Annotated in this window: 8 protein-coding genes and 1 pseudogene; 5 read left to right on the top strand and 4 right to left on the bottom strand. The window is 59.8% G+C overall.

Annotation, left to right across the window (positions count from 1 at the left end; all coding sequences use genetic code 11):
* Positions 1 to 400, top strand: a pseudogene (locus VEZ52_RS03400) (hypothetical protein); the annotation flags it as partial.
* A 253-nt stretch (positions 401 to 653) separates the two neighbouring features.
* Here the strand turns inward: VEZ52_RS03400 and VEZ52_RS03395 are convergent.
* The 4 genes from VEZ52_RS03395 to VEZ52_RS03380 all read right to left on the bottom strand — a co-directional run bounded on the left by VEZ52_RS03395 (position 654) and on the right by VEZ52_RS03380 (position 6,984).
* On the bottom strand, positions 654 to 2,945 hold the full coding sequence (locus VEZ52_RS03395; RefSeq protein WP_324835535.1) for a hydratase: 2,292 nt from the start codon (positions 2,943 to 2,945) through the stop codon (positions 654 to 656).
* Positions 2,946 to 3,104: 159 nt separating this feature from the next.
* A complete protein-coding gene (locus tag VEZ52_RS03390) occupies positions 3,105 to 3,788 on the bottom strand; it encodes a LysE family translocator (RefSeq protein WP_324835534.1) in 684 nt (227 codons plus the stop codon).
* Between the two features lie 197 nt (positions 3,789 to 3,985).
* The gene (icd, locus tag VEZ52_RS03385) at positions 3,986 to 5,128 is read right to left on the bottom strand and encodes an NADP-dependent isocitrate dehydrogenase (protein ID WP_291443565.1); all 1,143 of its coding nucleotides are present in this window, start codon (positions 5,126 to 5,128) and stop codon (positions 3,986 to 3,988) included.
* 14 nt (positions 5,129 to 5,142) lie between these two features.
* On the bottom strand, positions 5,143 to 6,984 hold the full coding sequence (locus tag VEZ52_RS03380) for a triose-phosphate isomerase (protein WP_324835533.1): 1,842 nt from the start codon (positions 6,982 to 6,984) through the stop codon (positions 5,143 to 5,145).
* Positions 6,985 to 7,190: 206 nt separating this feature from the next.
* On the opposite strand from VEZ52_RS03380, the gene VEZ52_RS03375 reads away from it, so the two are divergent.
* The 4 genes from VEZ52_RS03375 (at position 7,191) to VEZ52_RS03360 (ending at position 14,002) form a co-directional block, all read left to right on the top strand.
* The gene (locus VEZ52_RS03375) at positions 7,191 to 9,341 is read left to right on the top strand and encodes a ribonuclease catalytic domain-containing protein (RefSeq protein WP_324835532.1); all 2,151 of its coding nucleotides are present in this window, start codon (positions 7,191 to 7,193) and stop codon (positions 9,339 to 9,341) included.
* A 149-nt stretch (positions 9,342 to 9,490) separates the two neighbouring features.
* Positions 9,491 to 10,105: a glycerol-3-phosphate 1-O-acyltransferase PlsY gene (gene plsY / locus VEZ52_RS03370; RefSeq protein WP_324835531.1), complete on the top strand. Its 615-nt coding sequence runs from the start codon at positions 9,491 to 9,493 to the stop codon at positions 10,103 to 10,105.
* A 152-nt stretch (positions 10,106 to 10,257) separates the two neighbouring features.
* On the top strand, positions 10,258 to 11,703 hold the full coding sequence (gene thrC / locus VEZ52_RS03365) for a threonine synthase (protein ID WP_240823443.1): 1,446 nt from the start codon (positions 10,258 to 10,260) through the stop codon (positions 11,701 to 11,703).
* A 256-nt stretch (positions 11,704 to 11,959) separates the two neighbouring features.
* Entirely contained in the window at positions 11,960 to 14,002 is a 2,043-nt protein-coding gene (locus VEZ52_RS03360) for a methyl-accepting chemotaxis protein (protein WP_324835530.1), read from the top strand.
* Positions 14,003 to 14,264: the final 262 nt, after the last annotated feature.

Here is a 14,264-nt window from a genome sequence, read left to right as displayed (position 1 = left end):
GGCAGAAACCTTTGCCCAGCGCGCCGTGACCATGGACGTGAGCAATCCCAAACCCCTGTACCTGCTTGGCGTTATCCAGCACAATCAGGGCCGCCACAAGGAAGCCGCCGAAGCCCTTGAGCAGGTCGTGAAGATCAAGGACGAAGCCTCGGTACGCTACAGCCTCGGCGTGCTGTACATCTATTTTCTTGAAGACCCCAAGCGCGGCGCGGACCACCTGCGCGCAGGCCTGACCGATGCCACTGCCAGCGAAGAACTCAAGGCCGCCATCAAACAGGAACTGGAAAAAGTTCCCGCTGTGGAAGAAGCCCAGCCAGCCGCCGCCAAGCCCGACGCCAAAGCAGACGCCAAGGTGGATAAGAAAGCTGACAAAAAGGCAGACAAGAAAACCGCCAAGTAAGCAGTTCCCTGCCGACTTATTCGTAAGTAAAAAGGCCTCTGTGGATTCCCACAGAGGCCTTTTGCTGTTTTGAATGGCCTTGTAGCCACACAAGATAACAGAAAAAAATTTAGGGGGAGGGGGTACGGGGGAGGAGACCCTTAGCCAGCTGTCCATTTTTCTAGCCCGCGACGCGGCCAAGAAAAACGCCCCTTCGGTGCGCCTTCGGTGGCTTTAAAGGGTCCCTCTCCCGCAAAACATCCAATCTCCCCGCTTAGTTATTGTAGAAATTGATCAGGCAGCCGTCGAGGATGATCTTGCGTTCATCGCTGGTCAGTTCCTTGAGCGCCAGGCTGATCTGCTGGGCCTGCCCGCCTTCGCTGGCAACGTAGCCGGTGAAGCTGGGGTCGGCGTTCTGCACGGCGCTGCGCACATTGGGCACCACCAGCCAGTCGCCGACTTTCAGGCTGTCGGCCAGCGAGGGATCAACGATAAAGGGCAGCATGCCCCAGTTGATGAGGTTGGAGCGGTAACGCTTGGTGGCGTATTCCACAGCCATGTTGGCCCAGCCGCCCAGCACCTTCTGGCAGGAGGCGGCCTGCTCGCGCGCCGAGCCGTCGCCGGGCTTTACGGCAAAGATTGTGGAGCCAAGGCCCACCTGCTTGAGGTCGGCTGCGCCCTGCAATACATCAAGACCGCACACGGCAAAGAGCCCCCGCGCCTTGGCAACCAGCTCCGCATCGGCGGGATTGGCGAGGCGCGCGGCTTCCAGGGCGTTAACAGCCTTGGCGCGGCCCACATAGCCGGGATCTTTGCGTGAAAGCGTGTATTCCGCCAGCTTGAGCGGGTTGGAGCGCAGGGACGAAGTTTCGCCGGAGGGGATCAGCTCGTCCGTGGTGGTGACCGGGTCGGTGATCACGCTCACCACCTGCAAGAGCAGGTGTTCGGGCAGGGGGCTCATGCTCGGCCAGTCGGCAATGTTGGGCCCGCGCACGAGCTGGGCTTCGGGTTCCGCCTTGCCAAAGCCGTTGTATACGCGGCTGTGGTAGATGAGCGGCTCAAAGGTGTAGGAAAGATCGACATTGGCCAGCGCGGGCGCGGACCAGTCAAGCTCGGTTGCCGGGGTAAGGCGGCCGCCATTGGCCGCAGTGGCGGCGATGGAGCGGGCGTCCATGAGGGCCACGGTGGAAACCTGCCCATTGGAGGGCTTGGAGCCTTCGCGGTTGGGGAAGTTGCGGGTGGTGTGGCGGATGGAGAGCGCCCCGTGGGCCGGGGTGTCGCCAGCGCCGAAACAGGGGCCGCAGAAGGCCGTCTTCATCACGGCGCCTGCGAGCATGAGCTTGGCGGTTGCGCCGTTTTTGACGAGCGCAAGACCCTGCGGTTCGCTGGCGGGGTACACGGCCAGGTTGAAGGCCTGATTGCCCGTGGATTTGCCGTCCAGAATGGCGGCAGCCAGGGCGATATTTTCAAAATTGCCGCCAGCGCAGCCAGCAATAATGCCCTGATCCACCCACACGCCGCCGTCGCGCACCTTGGCGCGCATGTTCAGGCCCTTGGCCGCATCGCCAAACTGGCGCAGGGCTTCGGCTTCCACTTCGGCCAGCAGTTCGGCGCCGTGCTTGGCAACTTCGGCCACAGGGTACACGTTGCTGGGGTGGAAGGGCAGGGCGATCATGGGAACAATCCTGCTCAGGTCAACGCGGATAAGGCCATCGTAACAGGCCGGGCCTTCGAGCCGCAGCTCGGCGTAGTCGCCAGCGCGGCCATGCATGGCCATGTAGTCACGCACCTTTTCGTCCGTTGTCCATATGGACGACAGACAGGTAGTCTCCGTGGTCATGACGTCGATGCCGCAGCGGTATTCCACGGAAAGACCCGACACGCCGGGGCCCATGAACTCCATGACCTTGTTCTTCACAAAGCCATTTTTGAACACCGCGCCAATGATGGCAAGGGCCACGTCCTGCGGGCCAACGCCGGGGCGGGGCGCGCCTTCAAGCCACACCACAACCTTTTGCGGATTGGTCACATCGTAGGTCTTGCCAAGCAGCTGCTTGACCAGTTCCGGCCCGCCTTCGCCAATGGCCATGACGCCCAGCGCGCCGTAGCGGGTGTGGCTGTCGGAACCAAGAATCATGCCGCCGCACCTGGTCATCATTTCGCGCACATACTGGTGGATGACCGCCAGATGCGGAGGTACAAAGATGCCGCCGTACTTGCGGGCAGCGGAAAGACCAAAGAGGTGGTCGTCTTCATTGATGGTGCCGCCCACGGCGCACAGGCTGTTGTGGCAGTTGGTCAGCGCGTAGGGAACGGGAAATTCCTTGAGTCCGCTGGCGCGGGCCGTCTGCACAATACCCACATAGGTAATGTCGTGCGAGGCCATGGCGTCAAAGCGGATGCGCAGCACGTCATCGTCCGTGCCGGTATTGTGTGCCGCCAGAATGCGGGCGGAAAGGCTGTTTTTGCGGGCGGCTTCAATGTCCATGCCCTTGGCGCGGGCTTCTTCAGCCATGCGTATGCCGTTGGCGTCAATCACCACAGAACTGTTCACAATTTCGATCATGGCAGACCTTCAGGGGTTTGCGGGTCGCTGGCGCGACGCGGGGTTAGCGAGAGTATTTCAACGTTGAAATGCTCTGGCGTCTGCATAGGCAGGCGCCCACCGTGAGGCGTAAGCGCCGGAACGTGTGTCTTAAACTTCGAGAATGCCTATTCCTCAAAGTTAATCTGCTCCAGCGTGCGCCGTGGCCAGTTTGAGGCCAAAGGCTATGAACACAAGGCCAGTGCAGCGCTGCATCCACTTCTGGAAGCGGCTGCTCTCAAAGGTGTGCCGGATGCGGCCCAGCATATAGGCCAAGGGCACATACCAGAACAGACACAGGCCAGACATGATGCTGCCCAAGGTAAGGAACTGCGGGGCAAGCGGTGCGTGGGGATCCATGAACTGGGGGAGGAAAGTCAGAAAAATCAATACAGCCTTGGGATTCAGCGCATTGGTCAGAAATCCCTGGCCGAAGAAGTGCAGCCATTGGCGCAACGTCAGACGTTGCACTGACCGGGTGGGATTCGGCTCCTGCGCGGTTTTGACCACCGCCGCGCTTACAGGCTGGCCTGCACGTTGCCCGGCGCGTAAGGCCTGAATGCCAAGCCACACCAGATAGGCCGCGCCCACATATTTGAGGATGCTGAACCACAGTACGGATTGGGCAATGATGGCCGAAATGCCCAGCATGGCTGCGGTGGTGTGCACGCAGATGCCAAGGGCCACGCCCACTGCGGCGGCCTGCCCCTGCGGGCGGCCATTCATGAGCGAAATTTTGGCAATGAGTGCAAAATCCGGCCCTGGCAACATCACAAGAATGGCGGCCATAGGTACAAAGAGCAACAGATTGTCAAGCGAGATCATGGTGCAGTCCTTCATTCAAGCCAGAGCGTGTGGGAGAAAAGGAGCGCCTTGCGGTTGCGCCCTGCAGTCGGTTGACCGCCGGACAGAGCCGTAAAAAACACTCCTTTTCTCCTCTTGCTCTCAAAGACATATCAGCGGCAGACCATGCCGCACCCTATGCTGCTGCGGGCAGGGTGTCGGGGCCAGCGCTGCGCATGCTACAGATTCGCGCCGATGATGTCGCCGAATTCCACGCAGCCCACAGTGCGCGAACCGGGCACCTGAGCGGCGAGGTCTTCGGTCACGGCCTTGGCGGCAATGGCCTTGCTCACGGCATTGCGGATGCGCTCGGCTGCCTTGGGCACGCCGATGTGTTCAAGCATCAGCGCGCCGCACAAAATGACGCTGCCGGGGTTGGCCTTGTCTTTGCCCGCAATGGTGGGGGCAGTGCCGTGGGTGGCTTCGTAAAAGGCCAGGGTGTCCGACATGTTGACGCCGGGGGCCAGCCCAAGGCCGCCCACCTGCGCCGCCAGCGCGTCAGAGATATAGTCGCCGTTGAGGTTGGGCGTGGCGAGAATCTGGTACTGCTCGGGGCGCAGCAGGGCCTCCTGAAACATGGCGTCGGCAATGCGGTCTTTGACCACCAGACGTCCAGCCACGGGTTCTTTTTCCGTGCAGGTAAGGTCGCCAAATTCCTGCGCGGCCACATCGTAGCCCCACTGGCGGAAGGCGCCTTCGGTGAACTTCATGATATTGCCCTTGTGCACAAGGGTGAGGCTCTGCTGCTTCTGGTCAAGGGCAAAGCGCAGAGCGCGGCGCACCAAGCGCTTGGAGCCAGCCTCGGTCATGGGCTTTATGCCCACGGCAGCGGCATCGCCCACCTTGTTCACGCCCAGTTCTTCGCGCAAAAAGGTGATAAGCTTGCGGGCCTCGGGGGTCTCTGCGGCAAATTCCACACCGGCGTAAACGTCTTCGGTATTTTCGCGGAAAATGACCATGTTGACGCGCTCGGGGTGTTTGACGGGGGTTTCAAGCCCTTCAAAGTGACGCACCGGGCGGATGCAGGCGTAGAGATCAAGCCCCTGGCGCAAAGCCACGTTGAGGCTGCGGATCCCCGTTCCCACGGGGGTGCCGAGGGGGCCCTTCATGGCAAGCTCTGCGCTGCGCAGGGTCTGCATGGTTTCTTCCGGCAGGGGAGAGCCGGTTTCTTTCACGGCCTTGTCGCCCGCCAGCAGCTCTGTCCACTCCAGATTGATGCCGGTATTTTCGGCAGCAAGGGCAGCTTCAATGACAGGGCGCGCGGCCTTCCAGATTTCGGGGCCAATGCCATCGCCTTCGATCCAGTAGATTCTCTTGTTCATGGAATTTCCTTCCCTTAGTCGTTGTCGCTGTCGTCAGCTGCCGCCACTTCCTGCTGAAGGGCGCGCGCGCGTTTGAGGAGCAGTTCAAGCTGGATGTCCACACCAATGACGCCCACGATGTTGTCCTTGTCATCAGTAACCGCGCATGAAACGGTGATGATGAGCTTGCTTGTAAAGTGCGACTGGTACACATCCATGATGTGCAGGTCGCCGGTTTTCATGGGCATCTTGAACCATTCGCGCTCCGAAAAATCGTAGCCGATGGGCAGGGCCTCGTAGGTTTCCTTGTAGACCGGGTCGGTAATGGCCGAGCAGCGCAGCTTGCCCTGGTCGTCGGTGAGGTAGCAGTACTGGATGAAGGGATATTCGCGCACGAATTCGTCCAGCCGTGCGCAGGCATGCTTGTTGAGATCCAGCAGATCCTTGCTGCGGGCAAGGCGGATGATGATATTGGCCGAAAGTTCGCCAGCCAGCTGCTTCATCTGGTCGTATTCGGAGGCGAAGAGTTCGGGCATGAAGCGCTGCACCAGGGCTTCCATTTCTTCGTGCGAGAAGCTGGTGGTGCGGCCCGTTTCTTCGTACACGGCCATGATGGCGTCGTATATCTGGCCCACGGCAGGATGCTTTTTGGAAACCTGCTGGTCCTTGGGCAGATTGAGGTTGGCGTTTATCCAGTAGGCAACGCCAGCGCGGCCCGTTTTGTCGGTAATAATGATGGGCACCGGGCGGCCAAGCAGATGCTTGGTGTCGAAGATATTGTAGATCTCTTCGTTCTTGGCCAGGCCGTCGGCGTGCACTCCCGCGCTGGTGGCGTTGAAGTCGCGGCCCACAAAGGGATAGTTGTGCGGAATGCGGTAGTTCAGTTCTTTTTCAAAGAACTCGGCAACTTCGCTCAGAATTGTGGTGTCTGCGGCGGCATCGTCGCCCGTAAGCGAAATGTATTCCACCAGCAGGGCTTCCAGCGGGGTGTTGCCCGTGCGCTCGCCAAAGCCGAACAGGGTGCCGTTGACCGCGCCGCAGCCATAGAGCCACGCGGTAACACCGTTGACCAGCACCTTGTGGAAATCGTTGTGCCCGTGCCACTCAAGCCACTGCCCGGGAACGCCGGCCTCGTCCGTAAAGCAGCGCACAATGCGCTGCACCGAGCGGGGCAGGGCCGCGCCGGGGTAGGGGACGCCGTAACCCATGGTGTCGCACAGGCGGATTTTGACCGGCATGCCGCTCTGGCGCGAAAGCTCCATGAGCCGCTGTGCCAGGGGCAGGCAAAAGCCGTAAATGTCGGCTCTGGTCACGTCTTCAAAATGGCAGCGGGGGATGATGCCCCATTCCAGCGCCTGCTCTGCCATGCCCACATACATGTCCATGGCCTGCTGGCGGGTTTTGCCCAGCTTGAGAAAAATATGGTAGTCCGACACGCTGGTGAGCATGCCGGTTTCGTCAAATTCCATGTCGCGCGCGAGTTTGAGGTCTTCCTTGGTAGCGCGTATCCAGGCGGTCACGCGCGGAAAGCGGTAGCCCCTGGCGCGGCATACATCAATGCACTTGCGGTCTTTGGCCGAGTACAGAAAAAATTCCGATGCCGTGATGAGTCCGGTTTTTCCGCCGAGTCGGTGCAGAAAATCGAACATCTTTGCCACTTGCTTGACCGTATAGGGGGGGCGGGCCTGCTGGCCGTCGCGAAAGGTCGTGTCGGTAATGCGCATCTGATCTGCCGGTCGGGGGGACAGCAGAACCTCGTCAAACGAGGTGCGGCAAACGCTGGTGTAAGGGAAAAGCTCACGGTAGAGCTGCGGTTTTTCCGGCTCCTGCATGACCAGGGTACGGCTGCCTCCAGTTTGGTGAATAATGTTGCTCATTGGGTGTCCGCCCTGCTCGCGCTATGCGAGTGGTAAAAATTGTTGCCGTAAGCCGCTAATATAGCGGTTTACAGCCCTTGCGTCCAGTATGTCTGGCGCTGCGCCCCCGGCGGCACTTGCCAGAAGGCCAAAAATAAAGGAATGTCTTTGGCTGCAAGCGCGACGGTCTATGGGAGAGCGGACGCGCTTTTCCTGAAGGAGCGGGCATGTCTGATTGTGTGCGCTACCCGGCGCCGGGTTGCGTGGTGGAATATATGGAAGGCAATGCCGTACAGATTGCCCTGGTCACTGAAGAGGTCGGGGGCAGACTGCGGCTGTTGTTGCCCAACAGAAGGGAAACCCGGCTCAATTCTTCGCGCCTGTTGCCCTGGATAGGGCCCATGCACGGAGCGGACATGGGCCGGGAAGACGCCGTGCGCGTGCTTGAAGCGCACAGAAAAAACCGCGAAGACATGGCCGTCCAGATCCCCGTCATGGACGTGTGGGAACTCGCCCAGGGCGAGGTGGAAGTGGCCCCGGCAAGCTGGTTTGCCGAACTTTTTGAAAGCGACCCCACCACCGACCATGTGGCTGCCTATGGCCGCGCCCTGCTGGCCTGCAAAAGCCATTTCCGTTTTCAACCCCCGGATTTTCAGGTTTTTTCAGCCGATATGGTTGAAAAACGCATGGCCGAGGAGAAAATCCGCCTTGAGCGCGAATCGCTCATTGCAGGCGGAGCCACCTTTCTGCGCCTTTTGTGGGATGTTGCCTGCCGCAAGCGCGAGCTGCCCCAGCCCCCGCGCGAGGGCGCTGCCCTTGGCGAATGGCCCCCGCAGGAAGTGGCCGAGCGCCTTGAAGAAGTCCTTTTTTCCCGAATGGTTGATCCTGAAAGTCAGGAATGGGAAAACATCTGGCGCACCCTGAGCAAGGGCATGCCGGATGTGCCGCATCTGCCCCTGCAACTGCTGGTGGCCTGGGGCAAGGTGCCGCCGCACTATAATTTCTGGCTTGACCGCGCGGGTTATGCCTCGGGCGACACCTGGTGGCAGGCCTGCGCCGATGAGGTTGAATCCCTTGCCGCCTCAGGGCGCGATCCTTTGGCAGCCCTTGCCAAGAACGGGCAAGAAGACAGCCTTGATGTTTGCGAGCTGCCCTGCATCAGCATCGATAGCGCAACCACGCGCGATGTGGACGATGCCTTTCATGTGGAGGCGGAGGGCGACGGCTGGGCGCTGACCCTCATGCTGGCCTGCCCCTCGCTGTTCTGGAATTTTGGCGGGCCGCTGGACAAGATGGTGCTGCACCGGGGCACCAGCATCTACCTGCCGGAAGGCGACTGCCACATGCTGCCCGAAGTGTTGGGCACGGATGCCTATTCGCTGCTGGCGGGCCAGACGCGCCCCGCCCTGAGCGTGCTCGTGCATGTGGCGGCGGACGGCACTCTTGGCGAGTGCGAGATTTCTGTTGTGCAGGCCAGCCTTGCCGCCAACCTGACCTATGTGGACAGTCAGGCTGTGCTTGACGCGCAGGCCGCAGGCGAGCCACTGCCGCAGAACGCGGCCACGCCCTATGCCGAACAGCTGCGTTTGGGCCTTGAGCTTGCGCGGCAGCGGCAGACCGCCCGCATCGCGGACGGCGCGGTAATCATGGACAGGCCCGACCCTGTGATCCGTCTTGAAGGCGAAGGGGCAGAAGTGCGCGTGGAAGTTGGGCTGGACTATCAGGCCTCGGACGCGCAGATGCTGGTGGCGGAAATGATGATCCTCGCCAGCGCCGCAGTGGCCCAATGGGCCGCCGATCACGGCGTCGCCATGCTGCACCGCGTTCAGGACGTGGCCCTGCCCAGGGAATACGCAGGCATCTGGACAAGCCCGCAGGACATGACGCGCATCATGCGCGCGCTCACGCCCTCCGGCCTTGAGGTGCAGGCCCGGCCCCACGCGGCCCTCGGGCTTGCGCGATACACCCCTGTGACCTCGCCGCTCAGGCGTTATCCCGATCTTGTCAACGAAGAACAGTTGGTGCATTTTTTCCGCACTGGCGCGCCGCGCTGGACAGAAGCCGAGCTGACAGACCTGCTCAACGTGCTTTCGCCCGCGCTGGACGCGGCGGGGCAGGTGCAGCGCTTCCGCCCGCGCTACTGGAAGCTGCTGTTCTTCCGCCAGAAAGGCGACAAGGTCTGGTGGAACGGCGTCATCACTGAAGAAAACGATGCTTTTATTACCGTGAGTCTGCCTGATCAGGGTATGTTTGTACGCGGTAAAAGGCGGCTTTTTGACGAGCGTTCGCACCCCGGCCTTGCCGTGGACGTGCGCATTGGCAAGGTGCAGCCCCTGTATAATGAAATCATGATTCTGGAAGCGGTTACGGCGGGTTAGACCGCCTTTAGCTTCCGGCGGGCTGCGTCCCTGCTTGGCCTGCGCGCCGACAGGTATTTGCACTGCCATGTAAGATTGTGTTTTTTAGGGGACTTTTTGGGCTTGCGGGCTTCTGCCCGTATTTTCAGAGGCTTGCAGCGGAGAATTATATGCTGGAAGTATTGTGGATTGCTCTGGCCTATGTGCTTGGTTCTGTGCCGTGGGGCCTTGTTATAGCCAAGACCTTTTGCCGCATAGACCCGCGTGAAAGCGGCAGCCGCAGCACCGGGGCCACCAATGTGGCCCGTCTGTGCGGCTTTGGCTGGGGTGTGGCAACCCTTGCGTGCGACGTCTGCAAAGGGGCTGTGCCCGTGTGGCTGGCCTTTCGCATCAATCCCTCGCCCGTATTTGTGAGTGTGGTGGGCCTGGCCTGCGTGCTTGGGCACGTTTTTTCGTGCTTCATGAAGTTCAAGGGCGGCAAGGCTGTTGCCACCAGCATTGGCGTGTTCCTCCCCCTGGCTTTCTGGCATCTGCTGGCGGCCTCGGCCCTGTGCTGCCTTGTTATCTGGCGTAGCGGCTTTGTTTCGCTGGGTTCGCTCACGTTGGTCGTGGCGCTGGCCGTGGCCCTGGCCGTTACCGGTCAGTGGGCCTGGCTGCCGTTGGCCCTGTGCGTGTGCGCCGTGGTGGTGTGGAAGCACAAGGAAAACATCGCCCGACTGCGTGCAGGAACAGAAAACAGCTGGCTCAAGGGCAAGCACGCTGAAAAACAGGAAAATAAAGGCTAGTTCAGGCTGCCTGCAAATTTACGACAGCGGTCACCCTGCTGTTGTACATGCCAGTATGGGCCTTTTGCCGCAAAATGTTTTTGTGGCGGAGGCTGCGCAGACAGCCTGCGGCAAGGCTGTTTGCCCGATGCACTTATCAAGGAGTTTCTCTCATGGCGCATGCGGATTTTCCGGCCTATCGCGGCCGCATGGAGTATGTTTGTCTTGACTGCGGCGCGCGTCATCCCGGCGACAGCCTGCTGTACACCTGCCCGCAATGCGGCGGCGTGTTTCTGCTGGAAAACCTGGATTTCGACAAACTGAAAGAACGCAGCGGCGCAGAGTGGCGCGAGCTTTTTGACGCCCGTTCCGCCAGCCGCAGCACCGCGCTTCGGGGGATATTCCGTTTTTACGAGCTGCTTGCTCCCCTGCTGGACGAAGACGATATCGTGTATCTGGGTGAAGGCATCACGCCGATTATTGAAGCGGCCCCGGCCCTGCGCGACCGCGTGGGTGTGCCCTTTGCCTACAAGAATGACGGCCAGAACCCCAGCGCCTCCTTTAAGGATCGCGGCATGGCCTGCGCGTTCAGCTATCTCAAGTGGCTGTGCCGCCGCAACAAGTGGGACGAAGTGCTGACCGTGTGCGCCTCCACTGGCGACACCTCGGCAGCGGCGGCCCTTTATGCCTCGTATGTGGGCGCGCCTCTCAAGAGCGTGGTGCTTCTGCCCCACGGCAAGGTAACGCCCCAGCAGCTTTCCCAGCCCCTGGGCAGCGGTGCAACCGTGCTTGAACTGCCCGGCGTGTTTGACGACTGCATGAAGGTGGTCGAACTGCTGGCCGAAAACTACCGCGTGGCCCTGCTTAATTCCAAGAATAGCTGGCGCATCCTCGGGCAGGAATCCTACGCGTATGAAACAGCCCAGTGGTATGGCTGGGACATGACCGATCTGTGCCTCTTTGTGCCCATCGGCAATGCGGGCAACATCACGGCCATCATGTGCGGATTTTTGAAAATGCTGGAGCTCGGCATCATCTCCTCGCTGCCCCGTGTGTTCGGCGTGCAGTCCGAGCATGCTGACCCGGTGTGGCGTTATTACGATGCGCCCAAGGATGCCCGCCACTGGCAGCCCGTAACCGTCACGCCCAGCGTGGCGCAGGCCGCCATGATCGGCAACCCCGTTTCCTTTCCGCGTGTGCGCAAGCTGGCGGAGATGTTTATCGAAAAGGGCGGTGAAGGGGCTTTTCAGGTGGTGCGCGTGACCGAACAGCAGATCATGGACGCCATGATCGTTGCCAACCGTCACGGCCACATTGCCTGCACCCAGGGTGGCGAGTGCCTTGCGGGCCTTATGAACGCCAAGGCCCTTGGCCTGATCAGCGACAAGGAGCATGCCGTGCTTGACGCCACGGCTCATGCGCTTAAGTTCGCCGGTTTTCAGGACATGTATTTCAACGACTCCTTCCCGCCGGAATACGGCGTCACGCCAGACAAAAGCCTGGCCAACAAGCCGGAACTGCTCCTGCCCGAAAGCGCCCGTCAGGGGCGTGAAGTGGCCGAATTCGCCCGCATGGGGGCGGATGCCGTGGCCGGACGACTTTCTTTACAAAAAAAGTAAAGTTTATATTTTAGAAGCCGATAATCAAAGAAGCGGCAGCGCAGATCTGTTGCGCTGCCGCTTCTTTCTTGCTGTGCGGTATGCCGCTCCTGCTCTGGTACGTAGATTGCGTGGTATTTGAAAAATAGCCGCGTTGCGGGCTGCATGGCATGATCTCTTGGGGAATTATCATCCTCCCGAAATGGGAGATGCCGCGTATGAATCGCCAAGGATCAATGTGCTAAGATGACAGGTTTATTACGCAAAGGATGTTTTTATGTTTTCACGCAGTATCAGAACTGCCATGTTGCTGGTCATCAGCATCGTGGTCCTGGCGGTGCAGTCGGCTCTGGTTGTTGTTGTAACGCGCATGGGGGATGAGGCGAACCTTAAGGCAAGCACTCACGAAATGGACCTCACCGCAGATACGGTAAGCAAATCTCTGGGCGATTTTGGAACCCAGCTCAGCATGTTTGTAAACGGTGTTTCCAAGCCGCCAAGACTGCGTGAATTTCTGCTTACGGGCGAAGACAAAAAGGGCGCGGAAGTTTTTCTTGCTGCCATGTCGCAGGCTGCACCCGAGATAAATACGCTCTATCTGTTTGATGCTTCGGGCAAGCAGGTTATTCTTTGCGCACAGGGTAAACTGGGCAAGGTTAACGATCTGGCTGAGCGTGAATACATAAAGGCTGCTCTGGCTGGCAAGGTGGGGTACAGTTCCGCCCCGCTCAAAAGCATTGCCACGGGCAAGCTCATAGTCAGCGTCACTACGCCCATTTTTGACGACAAAGGCAAAGTGGTTGGCGGCGTGGGCATGTCCTACGACATTGACAGTCTGACCAACAACCTCAAGGGCATCACCATAGGCAAGACTGGCCGCGTCATTGTGGTTTCGCCCGAGGGTGTCGTGATCAGCCACGTGGACAGCGACCTTATCCTCAAAAACATGGCTGGGGAGCCGGGCGTCAGCGATATGGTCAAGGCTGAATCCGGCAATGGCGTGGAATTTGTGCGTAACGGCGAAAAACGCATGCTGGCGTGGGATGTGGCTCCCAACTGGAACTGGCGCGTGGGCGTGACCGTGAGCCGCGATGAAATAGAAGCTCCGGCCCATGAACAGCGCAACGCCATGCTGGTGCTGGGATTTATCACTATTCTGTCGCTGGTGGGCATTTGTCTGTTCGCGCTGGACAAGGTGGTCGTGCGCCCCTTGCGGCAGTTGCAGGCTTTTGCTTCAGACGTTGCTGACGGCAATCTTGAATCCTCCCTGACAATCAACCTGCGTAATGAAATTGGTCATCTGGCTGACAGCCTGCGCAGCATGGTGGGCAGCCTCAAGGCCAAGATCGCCGAGGCCGATGAAAAAAGCCGTCTGGCGCAGGAAGAATCGGAACGCGCAGCCAGCGCAACAAAAGAGGCAGAAGCCGCCCGCATGGCCGCCGAACAGGCCAAGGCCGACGGCATGCTGCATGCCGCCACCGAGCTTGAAGGCGTCGTGGAGGCCGTAACCACGGCTTCGGAAGAACTCTCGGCCCAGGTGGAGCAAGCCAGCCGTGGCGCTCAAAGCCAGACCGCGCGCGTGGGCGAAACAGCCACCGCCATGGAAGAAATGAACGCCACCGTGCTTGAAGTGGCGCGCAACGCGGGGCAGGCTGCCGAATCTGCCAAAACCGCCAAAAGCAAGGCTGAAAGCGGTGCAGATGTGGTGGCCCGTGTGGTCAAGGACATCAGCCGTATCCAGACCAGCGCCGTGGAACTGAAAACGGAAATGACCTCTCTCGGCAAGCAGGCCGAGAGTACGGGGCAGATATTGGGCGTTATTTCGGATATTGCCGACCAGACCAACCTGCTGGCGCTCAATGCGGCCATTGAAGCGGCGCGTGCGGGCGAAGCCGGTCGCGGATTTGCCGTGGTAGCCGATGAGGTGCGCAAACTGGCGGAAAAAACCATGACCGCCACCAAGGAAGTGGGCGACGCCATCCGCGATATCCAGAACGGCACCCGCAAAAATGTGAGCAATGTGGATCAGGTTGTGGGCATGATTGACACCGCCACCACGCTTGCGAGCACCTCGGGCGAAGCCTTGAATGAAATTGTGGAGCTGGTGGACGCCACGGCACAGCAGGTGCAGTCCATCGCCACAGCTGCGGAAGAACAGTCCTCCACCAGCGAGGAGATCAACCGCTCCATTGAAGACGTGAACCGTATCTCGCTCGAAACCAGCTCCGCCATGCAGCATTCTGCCGGGGCGGTTTCTGACATGGCCCAGCAAGCCCAGGTGCTGCGAGGGCTTATCAGCAGTATGAAATCCGGAAACTAGCCAGTGATGATCGATAACAGCGGTAGGTATGCCCTACAGGGCTGAAATTGTTGCTGAAGTATTTTAAAATCAGGCTTGATGTCTGACTGCAAGCGGCCCCTGCTCACGTGGGGGCCGCTTTTTTGTATGTAGAAAACCCCCCGCTAGGCGGGGGGTTCCGTAAAGCTTAAAGCTTTAAGCATGTCAGCAAAACTCCTTTTGATTTGTTACAACGACTTGCGGTCTGGCAACTGCAAACGAACAAATCAAAAGGAGGTCACAA

The organism is Desulfovibrio sp., assembly GCF_035644575.1.
Lineage (GTDB): Bacteria > Desulfobacterota > Desulfovibrionia > Desulfovibrionales > Desulfovibrionaceae > Desulfovibrio.
This window is presented reverse-complemented; position numbering and strand designations above follow the sequence as displayed.